Here is a 21,553-nt window from a genome sequence, read left to right as displayed (position 1 = left end):
CATTTTTAAATTTCTGTCGATTGGAAGATAAACAAACGATTAAAATTGGAACGCGCGATAGCCAACTTGCACTTTGGCAAGCGAAAAAAGTTCAAACTCTTTTAGAAAACCAAGGATATAAAACCGAACTCAAACCCGTTAAATCACAAGGTGACCTGAACTTAAAGCAACCTTTGTATGAAATGGGAATTACAGGGATTTTCACAAAAACACTAGATGTTGCCTTGATTAATGGCGACATAGATGTTGCTGTGCATTCCATGAAAGATGTGCCAACGGCATTGCCAAAAGGTGTTATTAAAGGTGCAGTTTTGCCACGTGCAAATCATAAAGATATCCTAGTTCATAAAGATTTAATTTTTCTCAATCAACCTCATGGCATTATTGCAACTGGAAGTTTGAGAAGGAAAGCGCAATGGCTTAACAAGTATCCCAAACATGATGTTGTTAACTTGCGTGGAAATGTGATTACGCGTTTAGAAAAATTAAAAGATTCTGATTGGAATGCAGCGATTTTTGCTGCGGCTGGCCTTGAACGTATTGAGCTGACACCAGAGAATCATACCGAATTAGATTGGATGATTCCTGCACCTGCACAAGGTGCAATTATGGCGGTTTGTATGAGGGAAAACCAACATAGTTTCAATGCTTTAAAAGCTTTAAACCATCCTGAAACAGATATAGCTGTCACCATTGAACGTGATTTTTTAAGAACTTTAGAGGGCGGCTGTACGGCGCCAATTGGTGCTTTTGCTGAAATTAGAGAAGATCAACTTCATTTTGAAGGTGTTCTTTTTAGTCTAGATGGTCAACAGAAATACGATATTTCAAAAACTATAAATGTTGATCAAGCTGAAGGTTTTGGAGTTAAAGTCGCTAAAGAACTTCTGAAGAATAAAGCTGCAAAAACTTTGATGAAGGAACTAAGAGAAGTCTTATAAATGGCAAGAATACTTTCTACAAAAAAGCTAACAGAAGCACAGCAACAATTATTGCTGAATACATCACATTCACTTGTGCATTATGATGCAATCAAAATTACTGCTTTAACTGATAATTTTCCTAAGCAGCCAATCAAAAACGCAATCGTTACAAGTCAAAATACAGCTAAACTTATCATTGAAAATAAATTTCAGATTGATAAATTGTTTTGTGTTGGCGAAAAAACGGCTGGTCTGCTTTATAAGAATAATTATAAAGTTGCCTTGGTTTGTGAGTACGCTTCTCAATTAGCAGAAATTATCACAGAAAATTATGCTGATGAAGATTTCTCATTAATTTGCAGTGAGCAACGTTTAGATACAATACCTCATGAATTTGTTGAGAAAAATTTAAAACTCAATGAACATCATATTTACCAAACCACAAGCCGACATCAAAAATTTGATAAAGATTTTGATGTTGTTTTGTTTTATAGTCCAAGTGGGATTCGATCTTTTTTTGAGGCTAATCCTAAAATGACATCAATTCAGGCTGTTTGCATAGGAACAACAACGGCAAAAGCGGCTGAAAGTTATGTCGAGAAAGTTGCATATTCATCACAAACGAGTGTTGAAAGTGTGATTGTTAAAGCAGTGAAAATACTGCAATAAATAATTTTTACAGACAAGAGTTTAATATAATGACAATGATAAAAAACGATTTATTTTTAAGAGCTTTAAAAGGCGAAACCGTTGAAAGACCTCCGGTTTGGATGATGAGACAGGCAGGAAGATATTTGCCTGATTTCATGAAAATTAAAGAAAAGTATGATTTTTTTACGCGTTGTCGTACACCCGAATTAGCCACTGAAATTACAGTAATGCCAATTCGTCAAGTCGGAACTGATGCCGCTATTTTATTTAGTGACATACTCGTTGTCCCACAAGCAATGAATATTGAAGTAGAAATGAAACCAGGCGTTGGGCCTTGGTTGCCAAATCCAATTCGTTCTGCTCAAGATGTAAAAGATGCTGTTGTTCCTAATGTTTATGAAGAACTAGGTTATGTTTATAACGCCATTAAAATGACAAAAAAGGAACTGGATAATGAAGTGCCTTTAATCGGTTTTGCTGGATCTCCATGGACGATTTTTTGCTATTGTGTGCAAGGTCAAGGCTCTAAAAACTTTGATAAAGCAAAACAATTTTGTTTCTCAAATCCTGTTGCTGCCCATGAACTATTACAAAAAATTACAGACACGACGATTGCCTATTTAAAAGGAAAAGTAGAAGTTGGTGTAGATGCTGTTCAGGTTTTTGATTCCTGGGGAGGCATGTTGTCGCCTGAAGATTATCAGCATTTCTCTTGGAAATATATTCAACAAATTATCGATGCGTTAAAAGATGATATTCCTGTGATTGCATTTGGTAAAGGTTGCTGGTTTGCACTTGAGCAAATGTCGCAATCAGGTGTTTCAGCCTTAGGTGTTGACTGGACGTGTAGCCCTGAAAATGCGAGAAAATTTACAAATAACTCAATCACACTTCAAGGGAATTTTGACCCTTCAAGATTGTTGTCTCCAATTCCAGAGATAGAACGCATGACGATTGAAATGATTGACAGATTTGGGAAAGATAAATACATCGCCAATTTAGGTCATGGTATTTTACCAAATATTCCTGTTGATCACGCGAAAGCATTTGTCAATGCAGTTAAAAACTATAAAGCTAAATAATCATTTCAATTTTAAACTTGAGATATTTAATATCAAAGCCAACGATTTTCGTTGGCTTTTTTGTTCAATACTAAAAACATAAAGATTCATTTTGTGATGATTCTTCTTTGTCAAAACATTAAAAAATGTGTATTTTCAACACAAATTTTAAAAAGAATGATTACAAAAACTGTAAATAATGTCACAGAAGCACTTGATGGTGTTGAAGATGGCATGACTTTTATGCTAGGCGGATTTGGCTTGTGCGGTATTCCGGAAAATAGCATTAGTGAATTGTCTAAGCGTAATATTAAATACATCACCTGTATTTCTAACAATGCAGGTGTTGATGATTTTGGTTTAGGACTTTTGCTAAAGAAGAATCAAATCAAAAAAATGATTTCTTCGTATGTTGGTGAAAATGCTGAGTTTGAGCGACAAATGCTAAGTGGCGAATTGGAAGTCGATCTTATACCGCAAGGAACTTTGGCTGAGCGTTGTCGTGCTGCACAAAATGGTATTCCAGCTTTTTTTACGCCTGCAGGTTATGGAACTGAAGTTGCTGAAGGGAAAGAAGAACGTGATTTTGATGGAAAACCTCATATTTTAGAAGAAGCTTTTAAAGCAGATTTTGCTTTTGTCAAGGCTTGGAAGGGCGACAAAGCAGGGAATTTAATTTTTAAAGGTACAGCAAGAAATTTTAATGCGGTAATGAGTGGCGCTGCTAAAATTACTGTTGCTGAGGTTGAGGAGCTTGTTGAACCTGGGGAATTAGATCCAAACTTCATACATATTCCAGGTGTTTTTGTTCAACGCATTTATCAAGGCGACAATTACGAAAAACGCATTGAGCAGAGAACAGTTAGAGAATCTTAAAAATCGAAAAAGAAATTATGTTAGATAAAAAAGGAATAGCACAACGTATTGCAAAAGAAGTGAAAGATGGCTATTACGTCAATCTCGGAATTGGTATCCCGACACTTGTTGCAAACTTTGTCAGAGATGATATAGAAGTAGAGTTTCAAAGTGAAAATGGAATTCTCGGAATGGGACCTTTTCCGACTGAAGATGAAGTTGATGCAGATTTAATTAACGCAGGTAAGCAAACAATTACGGCTCGACCCGGTGCAAGCTTTTTCGATTCAGCTATGAGTTTCGGAATGATTAGAGGTCAACATGTTGATTTAACCATTCTTGGTGCGATGGAAGTTGCACAAGATGGAAATATCGCCAATTGGAAAATACCAGGTAAAATGGTAAAAGGCATGGGAGGTGCAATGGATCTAGTTGGGTCAGCTCAGAATATTATTGTGGCAATGATGCACACGAATAAAGCAGGCAAATCAAAATTATTAAAATCTTGTACTTTGCCATTAACAGGCGTAAAATGTGTCACCAAGATTGTCACAAACTTAGCTGTTTTGGATATTGTTGATGGAAAGTTTAAACTTTTAGAACGTGCACCTGGTGTTTCTGTTGAAGAAATAAAGAAAGCGACAGAAGGCGATTTAATCGTTGAAGGTGATATTCCAGAAATGGTTTTATAGAAACATATAAATCAATTCATTTTTTTATAAAGAATAAACTGATAAAAACCGTTTAGGCAATTTGTTTAAACGGTTTTATTTTTGGAGTAAATCAAGCATCAAATCAGCAGTTTGATCACTTGCGCCAACGCCACCTAACTTTTGTTTAAGCGTTTTAAATTTTTGCTTCATTTGAGTAGAGTATTTATCGTCTAAAATCTTTTTAAGTTCAACTTCAAGATTTTTTGCGTTAAATTCATTTTGAATTAACTCTTTGACAATTTCTTGATCCATAATTAAATTGACCAAAGAAATATAATTGAGTTTAATAATGCGTTTGGCGATTTGGTAAGAAATTTCGCTGCCTTTATAGCAAACGACTTCAGGAACATCAAATAAAGCAGTTTCAAGAGTTGCAGTACCAGAAGTCACCATTGCAGCTTTTGAATGTGATAAAAGTTGGTAAGTCTCATTAGTGACAAAACTGACATTGTCTTTGACCAGAAATTGCTCATAAAAAGATTTCTCTTGACTTGGAGCGCCTGCAATAATAAACTGATATGCTTCAAACTTTTTAGGCATATCAAGCATTGTTGACAGCATTTTGACAATTTCTTGTTTTCTACTACCTGGTAAAATCGCTATGATTTCTCTATTGTCTAAATCATGTTTTTTACGAAATTTTTCAATCGGTGTAACTTCAAGTTTATCAATTGCATCAAGGAGTGGATGCCCGACAAAATGCACTGGAAAATTGTGTTTTTCTTCGTAAAAACTTTTTTCAAAAGGAAGAATCACAAACATTTCATCAACATCGCGCTTAATCGCTTTTATTCTGTTTTCCTTCCATGCCCAAATTTGTGGTGAGATATAATAAAAAGTTTTGATATTTCTCTCTTTTGCCCATTTCGCAATACGCATATTAAAACCAGGATAATCAATAAAAATAATCACATCAGGTTTATATTTTTCAATGTCTTTTTTGCAGACTTTGATATTTCCTAAAATGGTTTTAAGGTTCATCAGAACTTCTATGAAACCCATAAAAGCAAGGTCTTTGTAATGCTTTACGGGTTTTTGTTGCGCAACATCACTCATTAAATCGCCGCCCCAAAATCTGAAATCTGCATTTTCATCTTTTTTGAGCAAGCTTTTCATCAAATTCGAAGCATGTAAATCTCCAGAAGCTTCACCGGCAATGAGATAATATTTCATAGAAATAAGCAATTTAACTGGGTAAAATTAAAATAATTAATGCATAATCAGATATAATAGCGAGCATAGTTTTAGTTTTTTTACCTTTGCAGATTCATTTCTAAATACTGATTATGATTCAATCCATGACGGGTTACGGTAAAAGCTCGCAAGAGATCGCAGGTCAAACGATACATGTTGAGCTCAAATCTTTAAATAGCAAAAATTTAGATGTCAACTTTAGGGCATCTTCAAAATATCGCGAAATTGAAATTCCTTTAAGAAATAAAATCGCTGAGGTTCTTAAACGTGGTAAGGTCGATGTTTCTCTTTATGTTGAATCTAAATCAGGAGAAGCTTCCGCCGTGATTAATACAAAAGTTGTTGAAGGCTATATCAAGCAGTTACAAGAAATTCAGCCAGATGAAAATAAAGATTTTTCTGAATTATTAGCAATTGCTATGAAATTTCCTGAAGCTTTATCTACAGATAAAACAACTTTAGCAAAAAATGAAATCAAGGCGATTGAATCAACTTTAGAAGAAGCATTAAAAGCACTAATCAATCATCGTTTAGATGAAGGCAAGTCGCTTGAAACGGATTTCAGATTAAGGATTGATAATCTGAAAAGCCTTGTTGAAGAAGTGATTTCAATTGATCCTGAACGTATAAAAAACGTAAGAGAACGTTTACATAAAGCTGTTGATGATTTAAAAACCAATGTTGACGAAAATCGTTTTGAGCAAGAATTGGTTTATTATATTGAAAAATATGATATCACTGAAGAGAAAATTCGTTTAGAAAACCACTTGGATTACTTTTCAAAGAATTTAGAATCTAAGGATTCTAATGGAAAAAAATTGAATTTTATTTGTCAAGAAATCGGTAGAGAAATCAACACCATTGGTTCAAAATCAAATTATGCACCAATGCAAAAACTTGTCGTTAAGATGAAAGACGAGTTAGAGAAAATAAAAGAACAACTTTTAAACGTCCTTTAATATGCTATCTGAAAACGGTAAACTTATTGTTTTTTCTGCTCCTTCAGGCTCAGGGAAAACGACAATTGTACGTTATTTATTATCAAAAGAAGAATTGAATCTCGACTTTTCAATTTCGGCAACATCGCGTGAGCCTCGAGGCCATGAAAAAGATGGAGAAGATTATTACTTTATGAGTTTAAAGGAATTTAAAACACATATTAAAAATGATGATTTCTTGGAGTGGGAAGAAGTTTATCGCGATAACTTTTATGGAACATTAAAAGAAGAAGTCGAGCGTATTTGGAAAAAAGGAAAACACGTTGTTTTTGATATCGATGTTGTTGGCGGTCTAGATATCAAAAATATTTATCCTGAGAGAACATTGGCTGTTTTTGTGAAGCCGCCGAGTATTGAGGAACTTAAAATCCGTTTAAAAAAACGCCAAACAGAAACTGAAGATAGAATTAATATGCGTGTGGCAAAAGCTTCAATTGAGTTAGCAACAGCACCACAATTTGATCATATTATTGTTAATAATAACCTGAATGAAGCTTTAGATGAAGCTTATCATCTTGTTGATGATTTTGTAAATCAGTAACTATGCATAAGAAAGTTGGTTTATACTTTGGAACATTCAATCCCTTTCATATCGGGCATTTGATTATTGCAAATCATTTATCACAGTTTACTGATTTAGATGAAGTTTGGTTGGTTGTGACACCTCAAAGTCCTTTTAAAAAACGCTCAAACCTACTTGATAATTACGATCGATTTGAATTGGTTTATCGCGCTTTAGAAGATTATGAGCACTTGCAAGCAAGTGATATCGAGTTCAAAATGGAACAGCCTAATTACACAAGCCTAACGCTTACAAAATTAGCAGAAAAACACCCGACGAATGAGTTTGCGATTATAATGGGAGAAGATAATTTGAATCATTTTCATAAATGGAAAAATTATGATTATATTTTGGAGCATCATAAAATTTATGTGTGTCCAAGAATTTCTGATGGAGAGGTACCTGAGCAATTCAAAAACCATCCAAATATTATAAAAACGGATACACCAATTATTGAAATTTCGTCAACTTTGATTCGTCAGTCAATAAAAGAAGGAAAGAATGTGGAACCGCTATTGCCAACGAAAGTTTGGAAATATATTGATGAGATGAATTTTTATAGAAATTAAGAAAACGTGGAAGCAAAAAACATAAAAGCAGGGGAAATAAAAGATTCTCAATCACAAAATTTCGCAGTGATTGGCGGAGGAAGTTGGGCAACAGCTATCGTAAAGATGTTGAGTGAAAACCTTGATGTAATTAACTGGTACATCCGAGATGATCAAGCTATTGAACATATTGAAAAAGAAGGGCATAATCCAAATTATTTAAGCTCTGTGGAGTTTCATACTGAACAACTTTACTTGTCTAGTGATATAAATAAAATTGTTGAAAAGTCAGATATTTTGATTTTTGTTGTACCATCTGCTTTTTTACAGAATGAACTTAATAAAATTAAAGTACCTCTTAAAGATAAAATTGTTTTTAGTGCAATTAAAGGAATTGTACCAGAATCTTATTTATTAGTTGGCGAGCATTTTAATGTGAAATATGATATTCCTTATGAAAATATAGGTGTTATTACAGGACCATGTCACGCTGAAGAAGTAGCTTTAGAAAGATTATCTTACCTTACAATAGCTTCTGCTGATGAAAATAAAGCCCAGCTTGTTGCCGACCATTTAAGCAGCAACTATATCAAATGCAATATTACTGAAGATGTTATCGGTACTGAATATGCAGCTGTGCTTAAAAATATATATGCAATTGCTGCAGGGATTGCTCATGGGTTAGGTTATGGTGATAACTTCCAAAGTGTCTTGATGAGTAACGCGATTAAAGAAATGAAACGCTTTATCAAAAAGCGTTATAAAATGAAGCGAAACATTAACGATTCAGCTTACTTAGGTGATCTTTTAGTGACAGGGTATTCCGTTTTTAGTCGAAATCGTTTATTTGGAAATATGATTGGGAAAGGTTACACTGTGAGGAGTGCTCAACTTGAAATGAGTATGATTGCTGAAGGTTATTATGCAGCAAAAAGTGCTTACGACATCAATAAAAAAGATGATCAAAAAGCAAAAACACCTATCATCAATGCCGTTTATAAAGTACTTTACTTAGATAAAAATCCTAAAAAGGTATTTGCAAAGCTTGCAGATAAATTAGTTTAATTTTACTTATTAATATATGAATTCAGTTTTAAAGGGAGCGCTCTTTGTAGCTCTTGGCTCCTCATGTTATGGTATGCTTACAACTTTTGTGAAGCTTGCTTACAAAGAAGATTTTACAGTTTATGAAGTGACTTTCGCACAGCTTTTTATTGGCTTTATCGGATTGATTTTCTTGAATTTTTTTCTCAAAAAATCAAATCGTCCTGAAGAAACTAAAGCTGTGAGGAATAGGTCTCGTTTATACCTGATGTTATCGGGAACCTCTTTAGGGTTTACAAGTATTTTCTATTATTTAGCCATGGAAACAATTACAGTTTCTGTAGGGATCGTTTTGCTGATGCAGAGTGTTTGGATTGGCGTTATGTTCGATATAATTGTGAATAAAGTAAAGCCTACAAAGCAAAAAATATTTTCTGTAATTTTGGTATTAGTAGGGACAGTTTTGGCTGCTGATATTTTAACGAAAGATCAATCTGCAAGTGGAATAGGTCTTTTTTATGGGTTTTGTGCAGCAATTTCTTTCGCAGCCACCATCATTACATCCTCTCGTGTCTCTCTTCAATACCACTCAATAACACGAAGTAAATGGATGATTCTTGGAGGGCTGATTGTCGCAACAATTTTTACAGCTTTCACCTTTGGAGGCGAATTTGATTTTGGAATATTAAAACTTTGGGGACCTATTTTAGCTTTATTTGGAACAATATTGCCTCCCTTATTCTTGACTTCAGGTATGCCTAAAATCAATGTAGGTTTAGGCGCGATCATATCATCTATTGAATTGCCAGTCGCAGTTATGATGGGCTATTTCGTGCTTGGTGAGCAACAAAATTATATCAAATGGATCGGAATTCTCATGATTTTATCAGCTATCATTCTAATGAACTATAAAAAAGCAGTGCGATAAATTTTACTGCGCTAAAACGCCTTTTTTATCAATCGCTTTTATTTTCTTCACTTTCTTTTGAGAAATTGAATGTGGAGGAAATACAAAGTCTTTGTGATACATCTTATTGTCGATAAAGTAAGTCACTTTAAAAGCATTTTCGAAACTTGTTAAATCATCTTGTAAATATTCTAAATGGGCAATCGCTTTTGCTGGTAATCGCTCAAGTTTTTTACGTAGAGTTGAGGTTTTCTTTTGAGCTGATTTTCCATCGGAAACGATCAGTAATGTTTCTAAAGCTTCATTATTCTCGTTGATGATATAAATATTCCACTCATTGGAATTGAAGTCATCATTAAATTCATAAAGAGCAGCAACATAAACGTTTTCTACTTCTGGTATGTGGATGTCTTTCTTCATCTATCAAAATAATGGTTATTAAAGAACTGATTTAAATTGCTTTAAGAAGCGAATATCATTTTCGTAGAACATTCTGATATCTTCAATTTGGTAAAGAAGCATCGCGATACGCTCAATTCCCATCCCGAAAGCAAATCCAGAATATTCATTTGGATCGATATTTACGTTTTTCAAAACATTTGGGTCAACCATACCACAACCCATAATTTCAAGCCAACCTGTGCCTTTTGTGATGCGGTAATCGGTTTCTGTCTCTAATCCCCAATAAATATCAACTTCCGCACTTGGCTCTGTAAATGGGAAATAAGAAGGTCTTAATCTTATTTTTGATTTACCAAAAAGCTGTTCAGTGAAATACATTAATGTTTGTTTTAAATCTTTAAAAGAAACATTTTTATCAATATATAAACCTTCAACTTGATGGAATATGCAATGGGATCTTGATGAAATGTCTTCATTTCTAAATACTCGACCAGGGGAAATTGTTCTGATCGGTGGTGTGTTATTCTCCATATATCTTACCTGAACGCTAGATGTATGTGTTCTTAACAAGATGTCTTTCGGATCTGTTTGAATAAAGAATGTATCCTGCATATCACGTGCTGGGTGATATTCAGGTAAGTTTAAGGCAGAGAAGTTGTGCCAATCATCTTCAATTTCAGGACCTTCAGAAACATTGAAACCAATGTTAGAAAAAACTTCGATAATCTGATTTTTCACCAAAGAAATGGGATGCCTTGAGCCAATCTCTATCTGTTCTCCTGGCTTCGTCAAATCGCCGTAAATCCCTTTTTCCTCTTGTTGATTTTTAAAGGCAGCTTTAAGTCCTTCAATTTTAGAGCTTGCTTCTTGCTTGAGTTCATTAATTGCTTTTCCAAAATCTTTTTTTTGTTCGTTAGGAACAGTTTTAAATTTCGAAAAGAAATCATTGAGAATTCCTTTTTTACCTAGGTAAGAAATTCTAAATTCTTCAAGTTCTTTTTCAGATGAAGCATTGAAGTTTTTAACGGTTTCAATATGAGATTTAATCTGATCAATCATAAGTCGGCTTGTAAATGAGATTGCAAAAATACAAATTAATTAATGCTTTGTTGCTATGTTCTTTTAATTGATGTATCCTCTTTCTAAAAAATAGGTAACGATGGCTTCCTTCATTAAAACACTTTGCTCACCAGCTTTTAAGGCAGGAAGTTTTGAAACATTTTTATAATGCGGCCAGCCATCTTCATCAACAAAGTCAAACTCATAGTAGCCATATGTTTCTAACAACTTACAAATAGCGATATGCATTAAATTGACCTTATCATCTTTTTTAAATTTAAGTTGTGGTTTGCCTAACTCTTGCACACCAACGAGGTAGATGATTGCATCTAACTCAAGCTTTTCTCCATCACCAAATTGGTGAGAAAGTTTATCGGAAAGCTCACTCCAACGTTCTTTTAATTTTTCGTCTCCAATCATATCACAAAGTTATGGCTTTCGCCTAAATTAGTATATTTACCGCATGAATATTTTTGATATTGTTGTTGGTGTTATTGCCATCTTATTTTTATTTAAAGGTTTAAAGAGAGGTTTTTTTATTGAACTTGCTGGTTTTGTAGCCTTGTTTTTAGGTTTGTGGATTTCATATAGCTATTATGAGTTTATTTCAGTTCAATATATTTCTCAATATTTGGATTGGTCTGAAGAGAGTCTGCAGATATTTAGCTTTTTTATACTTTTTGTTATTGTTGTGACTTTAGTTCATTTATTAGCTAAATTAATTACAGGTTTTTTAAAGATTATAGCTCTCGGACTTGTTAACCGACTTTTCGGAGGATTGTTTGGATTGATGAAGTTACTCTTGCTTTTAATCGTTTTCTATTTGAGTTTAGATTATATAGATACTTTTTACTCTCTTAAATCAGAAGATTGGCTTGAGGATTCTTTAGTTTTTCAAAACACATTTGGATTATATCAAAATTACTTTCCTGCATTAGCTGAATTATTTGAAGAGCATACCCGCAATATTTAACATAAAAAAAGCTCACCTGAAGAGATGAGCTTTTATATGATGAAGTCATTGCTTTGCTTAATCTGTCAAAACAATAACTTTGTTATTATTCATTTCGATAACACCACCAGTAATTTCCATACAAAGTTTACCATTCACTTTATGGAAATCATCTTCGACTTCTTTAGGTAATTTTGTATTTGCTTCAAGTTTGATGTGACCTTTAGTGAGTACTGAAATAACTGGGGCGTGATTTTCTAAAATTTGAAACTCGCCTTCAACTCCAGGGACGCTAACAGATTGAACATCTTGATTTAAAATGACTTTTTCTGGTGTAACAATTTCTAATTGCATAATCTTGATTTTAAGCTTCAGCTAACATTTTCTCTCCAGCCTCAATCGCTTCTTCTATTGTACCTTTAAGGTTAAATGCTGCTTCAGGAAGGTGATCTAATTCACCATCCATAATCATATTAAATCCTTTAATTGTTTCTTTAATATCAACTAAAACACCTTTAAGGCCTGTAAATTGCTCAGCAACGTGGAAGGGTTGAGATAAGAAACGTTGAACACGACGTGCTCTAGATACAGCTAATTTATCTTCTTCAGATAATTCTTCCATACCAAGAATTGCAATAATATCTTGTAATTCTTTATAGCGTTGTAAAAGCTCTTTAACGCGTTGTGCACAGTTATAGTGATCTTCACCTAAAATATCAGCTGTTAAGATTCTTGAAGTTGACTCAAGAGGGTCAACCGCAGGATAAATACCAAGTTCAGCAATTTTACGCGATAATACTGTTGTTGCATCCAAGTGAGCAAATGTTGTCGCTGGAGCCGGGTCAGTTAAATCATCCGCTGGAACATAAACCGCTTGTACAGAAGTAATCGATCCTTTTTTAGTTGATGTAATACGCTCTTGCATCGCACCCATTTCGGTTGCTAATGTAGGTTGGTAACCAACTGCAGAAGGCATACGACCTAATAGTGCAGAAACCTCTGAACCTGCTTGTGTAAATCTAAAGATATTATCGACGAAGAAAAGAACATCTTTCCCTTGGCTTTCACCAGCACCATCTCTAAAGTACTCAGCAATCGTTAATCCTGACAATGCAACACGTGCACGTGCTCCAGGAGGTTCATTCATCTGACCAAATACGAAAGTTGCTTTAGAGTCTTTCATTGCAGACTTGTCAACCTTTTTAAGGTCCCATCCGCCATTTTCCATAGACTCCATGAAATCATCTCCATATCTAATAATGCCTGACTCAAGCATTTCTCTTAAAAGGTCATTTCCTTCACGTGTTCTTTCACCAACACCTGCGAAAACTGATAAACCACCGTGTCCTTTTGCAATGTTGTTAATCAACTCTTGAATAAGAACTGTTTTACCAACTCCAGCACCGCCAAAGAGACCAATTTTACCACCTTTTGAGTATGGCTCAATCAAGTCAATAACTTTGATACCTGTGTAAAGAACTTCTTTTGAAACAGAAAGATCTTCGAATTTCGGCGCTTCTCTATGAATAGGCATACCAGCTTTTCCCTTTTTAGGAAGTTCCGCCATACCATCAATAGGATCGCCAGTAACATTAAATAAACGGCCGTAAATATCTTGACCAACTGGCATGTGAATAGGATCACCAGTTGAAAGAACTTCAGTTCCTCTTTTGAGACCATCAGCAGAATCCATCGCAATTGTTCTTACAACGTTCTCACCGATATGAGATTGAACTTCTAAGACTAATATATTGCCGTCTTCTCTTTTGATTTCTAAAGAATCGTAAATCTTTGGTAAATCTTTTGAATTTTCAAACTCAACATCGATGACTGGACCAATGATTTGAGATATTTTACCTGTAATTTGTGACATTATCAAGGAGTTTTATGATGTTTGAGAAAAATTAATTTTTCAGTTTGCAAATATATCACTTTTTTAAACTAAATGTTTCTCAATTTTAAAAATAATTGTCTTTATTCTACTGTAACTGATTTTGCTAAATTTCTGGGCTGATCGACATTTTTATCAAGCATCACAGCAATGTGGTATGATAATAATTGCAATGGTATTGTCGTCAACAGCGGTGTAAATTCTTCAATTGTATCTGGAACCTCAAGAATATGATCCGCCATTTGTTTAACTGAAGTATCTCCTTCAGTGACTACAGCGATAATCTTTCCTTTTCTAGATTTGATTTCTTGAATGTTGCTTACCACTTTTTCATAATGTCCTTTTTTAGTTGCAATAACAACGACTGGCATCATTTCATCAATTAGCGCAATTGGTCCGTGTTTCATTTCTGCTGCCGGATATCCTTCAGCGTGTATATATGAAATTTCTTTCAATTTTAATGCACCTTCTAAAGCAACGGGGAAATTATGTCCACGTCCTAGGTAAAGGCAGTTCTTTGCATTTTTGTATGCTTCTGCAACCTTGATGACTTCTTCGTTTGTTTCAAGCGTGCGTTCAATTTTTTCAGGAATCGTGTTAAGCTCATTTAAGTAAGCATGAAATTGAGAATTAGAAATCTCTCCTTTTTGTTTTCCTAGTTTTAGAGCGATTAAAGTCAAAATTGTGATCTGTGTTGTAAATGCTTTTGTAGAAGCGACACCGATTTCCGGACCAGCATGGGTGTAAGCACCAGCATGTGTTTCTCTCGAGATAGACGAACCGACAACATTACAAACTCCAAAAACAAATGCGCCTTTCTCTTTTGCAATTTTTATGGCAGCCATTGTATCTGCAGTTTCCCCACTTTGGGAAATAGCAATCACAACATCATCTTCATTGATAATTGGATTTCGATATCTAAACTCTGAAGCGTATTCGACTTCAACAGGAATTCTTGCAAAATCTTCAAATAAATATTCTGAAACCAATCCTGCGTGCCACGAGGTGCCACATGCAATTACGATAATGCGTTTTGCATTTAAGAACTTTTCAATATTGTCATCAACACCAGACATGCGAATTAAACCTTTCTCTGGTAACATACGACCGCGATAAGTGTCTTTAATAGCTTCTGGTTGCTCATAAATTTCTTTGAGCATAAAATGATCATAACCCGCTTTTTCAATTTGATCAAGACTTAGTTGAAGTTCTTGAACATAAGGTTTGACGAGTTTGTCATTTTTGATTTCTCTTACTTTTACCTTTCTACCTAATCTTACAACAGCCATCTCGCCATCTTCAAGATAGATAGATTTATTGGTAAACTCTATAAAAGGAGAGGCGTCTGATGCGATAAAGTATTCATCCTCACCAACACCGATTGCAAGTGGACTACCGAGTCTCGCAACAACAATTTCGTTAGGTTTATTTCTGTCAAAAACTGAAATAGCATAAGCGCCAACAACTTGGTTTAGTGCAACCTGAACAGCTTTTCCTAGTTTGACATTTTCTTTATTTTTAACGTCTTCAATCAAGTTGATTAAGACTTCTGTGTCTGTGTCAGATTCAAAAGTGTAACCTCTGTTCGTTAATTCCTGTTTAAGCGACTCGTAGTTTTCGATAATTCCGTTGTGAATTATCACTAAGTCACCTGAATTTGAAACATGCGGATGTGAGTTTACATCATTAGGTTCACCGTGAGTTGCCCATCTTGTGTGACCAATGCCGATGTGACCGTTTGTTATTTTTTCAGATTCGCATTTTGATAAAAGTTCGGAAACTTTTCCTTTTGTTTTGCAAATCTTTAATTTGTCATTATTATATAATGCAATACCAGCACTATCATAACCTCTATATTCCAATCTTTGTAAACCTTTCAAAACAACATCGTAAGCGTTTTTAGGTCCAATATATCCTACAATTCCACACATAATTTCTTGGTTAGATTAAATTAATTTTCTGTTTCTGTATAGATGATTCTTAACTTTAGTCTTTTTTCAGCATCAGGTGAATTCGATCCGTGTAGAACCATGCCTCTTGGACTGATGACGGAACTTTCAATAATTTTATCGATTTCTGAATTAGGTCCATTTTTAACCTTTTTAATTCTTGTGAGATTAACATTTTCAGAAAGTAAAAGACCAAGTTTAACGTTAGTTGAATCATTATTAATCACATTGTTGATGTGATCTGTGATTCTTAATCTGTAAAATTTATTTCCGTTTTCATCTTCATCTAAAGGAGGAAGGTGAATGGAAGCGGAAGTTGAAGGGTTGTCACTATTGACTGTTGGATCGTTTTGATAATCAGCTAAAATTCTGTTTTTATCTGCATCATAAACAAAAAGACGTCTTGCTTTGTCAGTGTTGATTGGCGAAATGTCTTCATTAACGTAGACCATCAAATTTGCTTCATTGATAATCCAATTTTTTTCACGGATTTCCTCTAACAAATCTGAAACTCCATTTCCGTCAGTGTCAGCACCATCAAATAAATTAATGATTCCTGCAGAACCTTCTCCACCTTTTAGGTAAATGTTCTCTTCACCATTTATTTTGTCTTGACTTGTTAAGTCAACATCAAAATTATTATCATAAAGATTGACCTTGATGCCTTTAAAATTTAATTTAAAAGTTTCGTTTTCTTGAACGATTGAATCTTCAACATTGAGGCTCTCTCTTTCAGTTGTGTAATGAATTTTTATTTCAGAAGCATCGTTATTAAAATTCAAATAATACATGATTGGTTCAGGACCTGTCTGCTCCATTTTGATGTAAAGCCCTCTGAAATAGTTGACAAATTTATTGTTGTTAACGAGATCATCACTACCTTCTTTGTCAATGATTTTATTTTTGAAATAAGATACCGGTAATTTAATTCTGATACGTGGAGACAAATTAATCGTATCATTTTCTTCAGGATCACTACTATCGATAAGCGTGATTGGAGAAGTGACATCGTTATATGTAATAACATCAGATTCAAAAACGGGTGTTGTACTAAAGAAGTTTTCAAAATCACCAATTTGATCAGAATAGTATGCTTGATCTTCATCAAAGTCACCATCACTTCCTGGATCTATAGTTCTTAGGAAATAGTTAGATTCATAAATTTTTAATTTAAAATCTCCAGTTCCATATATAGAATCTAATTCATATTCATTCTCACCTGTTTCGCGACCATAAAATGGAAACGAAAGAACAACACTATCAACCTCAGGATTTGTACCAAAATCAGGACTCGTTCTATCAAGCCTTAACTGTGTTAATAAGCTTGTTGAACTTTTGCCGTAAACAGGATCATCATAAGTTCCTAATAGGTAATTTGATAAACCATTGGTTTGTACGGATTTAATTTTTTCGCTGTAAGATGTGATTTCATCAATTTCATAAGCCGGTTGCATATCTATGCTACCTATGAAATCACTTCCATTTTCAAAACTATTTTCTTGGCATGCTGTAAAAGCGGCAATGAGGCCGATGAGACCTAGGGTGTTTCTAAAAATTCTATTCATTCTAGTTGTCTTCTGCTTCTTCTTCTGTTTCATTTAAAATATCTCTCAGGTAGAAAGTTTGATAAGCTTGTGCAAAAACTTCACGAGATTTATATTCTAATGTTGGTAAATCTTTCTCTGAAATATATGATTGTAATTCTTCAGGAACATCTTCACCACCATAAATAATACCATCAGAGTTGTCTATTGCAACTTTCATGATGTTTGTGTAATTCGGTGTTCTGAGGTGTTCAACAGTATCATCTTCCAAACCGTCAAATAAAACTTTCTTCATCATTTCAGAATCTAACGTATCATCAAAACTTTGATTGTATACGGAGGTAATAATTTTTGATTCTTTAAATAAAGGTTCATTACCATAGTAGTTTCTTAAATACATAGGTAATAATGATGCTAGCCATCCATTGATATGAATAATATCTGGTGCCCAGTTTAATTTCTTAACGGTTTCAATAACTCCTTTTGCGAAGAAAATTGCACGTTCATCATTATCCTCGAATAATTGACCATCTTCATCAGTCAAGGTTGCTTTTCTTTTAAAATAATCTTCGTTGTCGATGAAGTAAACCTGCATTCTTTCCTTAGGAATAGAAGCGACTTTGATAATTAAAGGCATATCGAGGTCATTGACAACAAGGTTCATTCCTGATAACCTGATCACTTCATGAAGTTGGTGTCTTCTTTCATTGATATTCCCAAACCGCGGCATAAAAATTCTTGTTTGACCGCCAGCAGCATTAACCATTTTAGGTGCTTCAAATGACATTGAGGAAATGTTGTTCTCTGGCAAATATGGGACAACCTCAGACGAGACGTATAATATGCGTTTATCTTTCATGGGAAAATTAGATGATTATTAATAAAGTTGCAAATTTACAAAATTTTATGCGGATTGACGCGAAAATATTAGCTTTGCAAATTAATTATAGAAAACAAGAGTGAACATTACAGACTCACAAAAACTTCAAAAAGAAGTTGTTAAGCTCAAAGAGCAACAGAAAATAGTCGGTTTAGTGCCTACAATGGGAGCCTTACACCGGGGTCATCTTAGTCTAGTTAACTTTGCCTTTAAGCATTGTGACTACGTTATTGTCAGTATTTTTGTCAATCCAACGCAATTTAACAATGCTGGAGATCTTAAAAATTACCCAAAAAACCATGATGCAGATTATAATTTGCTCCTGAATAACAATGCCAAAACCATTGTTTTTAGTCCAAGTGTTGAAGAAGTTTATGGTGAAAATGTTGAAGCTGAAGAATTCGATTTCGGAAGTATCGTTCAGTACATGGAAGGCGAATTTAGATCAGGACATTTCAATGGCGTTGGGACAATTCTGAAAAGACTTTTTGATATTGTCAAACCTGATAAGGCCTTTTTTGGTGAAAAAGATTATCAGCAATTGGCATTGGTTAAAAAATTGGTTGAGATCACTGAGCAAGATGTAGAAGTTATTGGCTGTCCAACATCAAGAATGGAAAGCGGTTTGGCTGAAAGTTCTCGAAATTTCAGGTTGACAGATCATCAATTATCAGAATCTTCTTTAATATATGAAAGCTTACAAAAAGCGAAATCTGCTTTTCATGAAGGCCAAGATTTTCAAGAGATTAAAGAAATGATTCAGTCCGATTTCGACAGGAATCAAACCCTGGATCTTGAGTATTTTGAAATTGCAGAAGCTGATAGTTTAGTGCCTGTTGATACAAAGAAAAATGAAAAATCTTACCGCGGATTTATGGCTGCTTTTGCTGGCGAAGTGAGATTAATCGATAATATTGCTTTTTAAATAAATTTATGCAAATACAAGTTGTCAAATCAAAAATACATCGAGTTAAAGTTACTGGTGCAGATTTAAATTACATCGGTAGCATTACTATTGACGAAGATTTAATGGATGCTGCTCAAATTATAGAAGGAGAGAAAGTTCAAATTGTGAATAACAACAATGGTGAACGTTTAGAAACTTACGTTATTCCTGGTCCTCGTCAAAGTGGTGAGATTACTTTAAATGGAGCCGCAGCAAGACGCGTTGCTCCTGGAGATATCATCATTATCATGTCTTATGGATTTATGACAATTGAAGAAGGAAAAGCTTTTAAACCAAGTCTTGTTTTTCCTAATGATGATAATCTACTTACATCATGAAGCCGCAAACAAAAAAACTCCTGAAAATCATTATTCCATTAGTGATTGGTGTTTTTTTTGTTGTGATTTCTATCGCTAGATTTGAAGCTGAAGAGCGTCAACTTATTTGGGAGAATATTAAAAAAGCTGACCTTTTTTGGGTTTCAATTTCTGTATTTTTAGGTGTTTTATCCCATATGTCTCGTGCCTACAGATGGCATTATTTGCTTCAACCTCTTAACGTAAAACCGCGTTTTTCTAACACATTTATGTCATTGATGTTTGGATATCTCGCTAATCTCGGTGTGCCTAGATCTGGCGAAGTTTTAAGAGCAGTGAGCCTTTCTAATTATGAAGAAGTTAAGTTTCAAGAAAGTTTTGGGACGATTGTCACTGAACGCGTTATTGATTTTATCATGCTTCTAGGTATTGTTGGTTTAACGATTGCAATGCAAGCTGAGATTATACTTGGTTTTTTTGAAGAACAATCGATCAATCCTGTGATGACATTCGGAATCATGTTACTATTGATTGTTATATTTCTTGTTGGTCTTAAAATTCTTAGAAAATCAAATCACGCCTTAATTATTAAAATCAGAGAATTTTTAGAAGGTGTTCTGAAAGGGATGAAATCTATTTTAAAAATGAAAAATAGATCAGCATTTATTGCACACACCTTTTTAATATGGTTCCTTTATGTGGCTATGTTTGTCGTGGTGAAATATAGCGTGCCTGAAACGGCAGATTTAGGTCTCAATGTAATGTTGGTCGCTTTTGTTTTTGGTTCGTTTTCAATGTCAATTACTAACGGTGGCATTGGTATTTACCCTGTTACTGTTGGTGCGAGTATTGCTCTTTTTGGCGGAAGTGAAGTGGCTGGAGAGTCCTTTGGATGGATTGTTTGGGTTGCGCAAACTTTAATGGTGATTGTCATTGGCGGAATTTCTGCAATTTTATTACCTCTTGTTAATAAAAATTAATTTCCTTACTTTTATAGATATTTTATTATTATGAAGCAACTGATCTTAATGACTTTAACTTTTTGTTTTAGTCTAGGGTTTTCTCAAACCGAATACATTAAAGTCGACTCTAAAATTCTTGAAGAAACTCGACAAATTAAAGTTCAACTTCCGCGTAACTACAAGAAAAATGCTGATAAAAGCTATCCAGTTATTGTTACCTTCGATGGTGATTATTTGTTTGAACCAGTTGCTGGTATTTCTGATTTTTACTCCTACTGGGATTATATTCCTGAAGTGATCGTCATTGGTATTAACCAAGCTGGTTACAGAATGGAAGACGGCCAAAAAGATGATAGTAAGGGTTACCCAAAAGATAAAGGTGTTAAATTTTATGATTTTGTCAGTTTAGAAGTGATGAAATTTGTATACGAAAATTACCGTGCATCACCTTTCTCAGTCATTGTAGCACAAGATTATATGGCTGATTTTGCAAGTTATTTTTTAATGCAAGAAAATCCTGTTTTTAGAGGTTATATCAATTTAAGTCCTGACTATACAACGAAAAATATCAGTCGTTTAAATGATGCTTTTGAAAAATCAAAACATCAAGTTTGGTATTATTTAGCAACAGCTGAAAATGATATTGAGTCTTTAAAAAATAAAATTAGACAAGCCAACGCGCAATTTTCATTAGTTGATAATAAGAGGTTTCATTATTATTATAAGGATGTTGAAGATGCTGATCATTTCAGCATGGTAACTATTGCCTTACCGAGAGCGCTTCAGAATATTTTCTCATTATATAAACCAATTTCTGAAAAAGAATATCAAGATCAACTTCTTAAAGCTGATGATTATGTTGAATATCTTATTAGAAAACATGAAACTATTTATGAGCTTTATGCACTTGAAATTGATTACCGTGTCAACGATTTAATGTTAATCGATAAGGCCATTAAAAAAAATAAAAAGTTTGAACTTTATAAGGACCTCTCTAAGCTTGCTGAAGATAAAATGCCTAAAACTGTTTTAGGTAATTATTTCAGAGGACGTTATTTTGAAGAAATCGGAAAACCTAAAAAAGCCATGCGTAGTTACCAAAATGCATATGGTCTAGAAGAAGCAGGTGGAATTACAAATGATGTTGTGCTTGATAAAGCAGAATACCTTAAAGAAACTTTTGGCTACTAAAATT

24 protein-coding genes are annotated in these 21,553 nt (G+C 34.1%); 15 read left to right on the top strand and 9 right to left on the bottom strand.

Features of this window, described 5'->3' with window-relative positions; translation table 11 throughout:
* The first annotated feature begins 20 nt into the window (after positions 1–20).
* From hemC to BLV84_RS01455, 5 genes are all read left to right on the top strand, one after another.
* Positions 21–941 (top strand): hydroxymethylbilane synthase, encoded by a 921-nt coding sequence (gene hemC / locus BLV84_RS01475; protein WP_093238411.1) that lies wholly within the window; start codon positions 21–23, stop codon positions 939–941.
* A complete protein-coding gene (locus BLV84_RS01470; RefSeq protein WP_093238408.1) occupies positions 942–1,592 on the top strand; it encodes a uroporphyrinogen-III synthase in 651 nt (216 codons plus the stop codon).
* A gap of 35 nt (positions 1,593–1,627) precedes the next feature.
* Complete coding sequence (gene hemE, locus BLV84_RS01465; protein WP_093238785.1) at positions 1,628–2,656, top strand: uroporphyrinogen decarboxylase; 1,029 nt, start codon at positions 1,628–1,630, stop codon at positions 2,654–2,656.
* A gap of 156 nt (positions 2,657–2,812) precedes the next feature.
* Positions 2,813–3,511 (top strand): CoA transferase subunit A, encoded by a 699-nt coding sequence (locus tag BLV84_RS01460; RefSeq protein WP_093238782.1) that lies wholly within the window; start codon positions 2,813–2,815, stop codon positions 3,509–3,511.
* Positions 3,512–3,528: 17 nt separating this feature from the next.
* A complete protein-coding gene (locus BLV84_RS01455; RefSeq protein ID WP_093238405.1) occupies positions 3,529–4,182 on the top strand; it encodes a 3-oxoacid CoA-transferase subunit B in 654 nt (217 codons plus the stop codon).
* Between the two features lie 75 nt (positions 4,183–4,257).
* Here the strand turns inward: BLV84_RS01455 and lpxB are convergent, their stop codons facing one another.
* The gene (gene lpxB / locus BLV84_RS01450) at positions 4,258–5,376 is read right to left on the bottom strand and encodes a lipid-A-disaccharide synthase (protein ID WP_093238402.1); all 1,119 of its coding nucleotides are present in this window, start codon (positions 5,374–5,376) and stop codon (positions 4,258–4,260) included.
* Positions 5,377–5,489: 113 nt separating this feature from the next.
* On the opposite strand from lpxB, the gene BLV84_RS01445 reads away from it, so the two are divergent.
* Genes BLV84_RS01445 through BLV84_RS01425 form a run of 5 tightly spaced genes read left to right on the top strand, consistent with a single transcriptional unit; the run spans position 5,490 to position 9,477 of the window.
* Entirely contained in the window at positions 5,490–6,356 is an 867-nt protein-coding gene (locus BLV84_RS01445; RefSeq protein ID WP_093238399.1) for a YicC/YloC family endoribonuclease, read from the top strand.
* A gap of 1 nt (position 6,357) precedes the next feature.
* Positions 6,358–6,936, top strand: coding sequence for a guanylate kinase (gene gmk / locus BLV84_RS01440; protein WP_093238396.1), 579 nt, complete (start codon positions 6,358–6,360; stop codon positions 6,934–6,936).
* Between the two features lie 2 nt (positions 6,937–6,938).
* Positions 6,939–7,526 carry a nicotinate (nicotinamide) nucleotide adenylyltransferase gene (gene nadD / locus BLV84_RS01435; protein WP_093238394.1) on the top strand — a complete coding sequence of 196 codons (588 nt, stop codon included), beginning with the start codon at positions 6,939–6,941 and terminating at the stop codon, positions 7,524–7,526.
* A 6-nt stretch (positions 7,527–7,532) separates the two neighbouring features.
* Positions 7,533–8,570 carry an NAD(P)H-dependent glycerol-3-phosphate dehydrogenase gene (locus BLV84_RS01430; RefSeq protein ID WP_262501504.1) on the top strand — a complete coding sequence of 346 codons (1,038 nt, stop codon included), beginning with the start codon at positions 7,533–7,535 and terminating at the stop codon, positions 8,568–8,570.
* 16 nt (positions 8,571–8,586) lie between these two features.
* The gene (locus tag BLV84_RS01425) at positions 8,587–9,477 is read left to right on the top strand and encodes an EamA family transporter (protein WP_093238391.1); all 891 of its coding nucleotides are present in this window, start codon (positions 8,587–8,589) and stop codon (positions 9,475–9,477) included.
* 3 nt (positions 9,478–9,480) lie between these two features.
* Here the strand turns inward: BLV84_RS01425 and BLV84_RS01420 are convergent, their stop codons facing one another.
* The 3 genes from BLV84_RS01420 to BLV84_RS01410 all read right to left on the bottom strand — a co-directional run bounded on the left by BLV84_RS01420 (position 9,481) and on the right by BLV84_RS01410 (position 11,337).
* On the bottom strand, positions 9,481–9,876 hold the full coding sequence (locus BLV84_RS01420; protein WP_093238388.1) for a hypothetical protein: 396 nt from the start codon (positions 9,874–9,876) through the stop codon (positions 9,481–9,483).
* Positions 9,877–9,894: 18 nt separating this feature from the next.
* Complete coding sequence (pheS, locus tag BLV84_RS01415; protein WP_093238384.1) at positions 9,895–10,917, bottom strand: phenylalanine--tRNA ligase subunit alpha; 1,023 nt, start codon at positions 10,915–10,917, stop codon at positions 9,895–9,897.
* A gap of 63 nt (positions 10,918–10,980) precedes the next feature.
* Complete coding sequence (locus BLV84_RS01410) at positions 10,981–11,337, bottom strand: hypothetical protein (protein ID WP_192869974.1); 357 nt, start codon at positions 11,335–11,337, stop codon at positions 10,981–10,983.
* Positions 11,338–11,380: 43 nt separating this feature from the next.
* Between BLV84_RS01410 and BLV84_RS01405 the strand changes: the two genes are divergently transcribed.
* Entirely contained in the window at positions 11,381–11,890 is a 510-nt protein-coding gene (locus tag BLV84_RS01405; protein WP_093238379.1) for a CvpA family protein, read from the top strand.
* Between the two features lie 57 nt (positions 11,891–11,947).
* On the opposite strand, the gene BLV84_RS01400 is transcribed toward BLV84_RS01405, so the two are convergent.
* The 5 genes from BLV84_RS01400 to BLV84_RS01380 form a co-directional block, all read right to left on the bottom strand.
* Positions 11,948–12,223 carry a F0F1 ATP synthase subunit delta/epsilon gene (locus BLV84_RS01400; RefSeq protein WP_093238376.1) on the bottom strand — a complete coding sequence of 92 codons (276 nt, stop codon included), beginning with the start codon at positions 12,221–12,223 and terminating at the stop codon, positions 11,948–11,950.
* 10 nt (positions 12,224–12,233) lie between these two features.
* Positions 12,234–13,742 (bottom strand): F0F1 ATP synthase subunit beta, encoded by a 1,509-nt coding sequence (atpD, locus tag BLV84_RS01395; RefSeq protein ID WP_093238373.1) that lies wholly within the window; start codon positions 13,740–13,742, stop codon positions 12,234–12,236.
* A 101-nt stretch (positions 13,743–13,843) separates the two neighbouring features.
* A complete protein-coding gene (glmS, locus tag BLV84_RS01390) occupies positions 13,844–15,691 on the bottom strand; it encodes a glutamine--fructose-6-phosphate transaminase (isomerizing) (RefSeq protein ID WP_093238370.1) in 1,848 nt (615 codons plus the stop codon).
* Positions 15,692–15,711: 20 nt separating this feature from the next.
* The gene (locus tag BLV84_RS01385; protein WP_159429377.1) at positions 15,712–17,274 is read right to left on the bottom strand and encodes a BamH family beta-barrel-assembly machinery protein; all 1,563 of its coding nucleotides are present in this window, start codon (positions 17,272–17,274) and stop codon (positions 15,712–15,714) included.
* Between the two features lies 1 nt (position 17,275).
* Positions 17,276–18,112: a glycogen/starch synthase gene (locus BLV84_RS01380; RefSeq protein ID WP_093238365.1), complete on the bottom strand. Its 837-nt coding sequence runs from the start codon at positions 18,110–18,112 to the stop codon at positions 17,276–17,278.
* A 100-nt stretch (positions 18,113–18,212) separates the two neighbouring features.
* Between BLV84_RS01380 and panC the strand changes: the two genes are divergently transcribed.
* From panC to BLV84_RS01360, 4 genes are read left to right on the top strand one after another with little or no spacing between them, the layout of a single operon-like run.
* On the top strand, positions 18,213–19,058 hold the full coding sequence (gene panC / locus BLV84_RS01375; RefSeq protein ID WP_093238363.1) for a pantoate--beta-alanine ligase: 846 nt from the start codon (positions 18,213–18,215) through the stop codon (positions 19,056–19,058).
* An 8-nt stretch (positions 19,059–19,066) separates the two neighbouring features.
* A complete protein-coding gene (gene panD / locus BLV84_RS01370) occupies positions 19,067–19,417 on the top strand; it encodes an aspartate 1-decarboxylase (protein WP_093238360.1) in 351 nt (116 codons plus the stop codon).
* On the top strand, positions 19,414–20,376 hold the full coding sequence (locus tag BLV84_RS01365; protein WP_093238357.1) for a lysylphosphatidylglycerol synthase transmembrane domain-containing protein: 963 nt from the start codon (positions 19,414–19,416) through the stop codon (positions 20,374–20,376). The genes panD and BLV84_RS01365 overlap by 4 nt, the downstream gene beginning before the upstream one ends.
* 30 nt (positions 20,377–20,406) lie before the next feature.
* A complete protein-coding gene (locus tag BLV84_RS01360; protein WP_093238354.1) occupies positions 20,407–21,549 on the top strand; it encodes an alpha/beta hydrolase in 1,143 nt (380 codons plus the stop codon).
* Positions 21,550–21,553: the final 4 nt, after the last annotated feature.

Origin of the sequence: Psychroflexus halocasei (assembly GCF_900107595.1) — a bacterium.
Lineage (GTDB): Bacteria > Bacteroidota > Bacteroidia > Flavobacteriales > Flavobacteriaceae > Psychroflexus > Psychroflexus halocasei.
The sequence above is the reverse complement of the archived record's forward strand: the minus strand, read 5'-3'. Positions and strand labels throughout refer to the sequence as shown.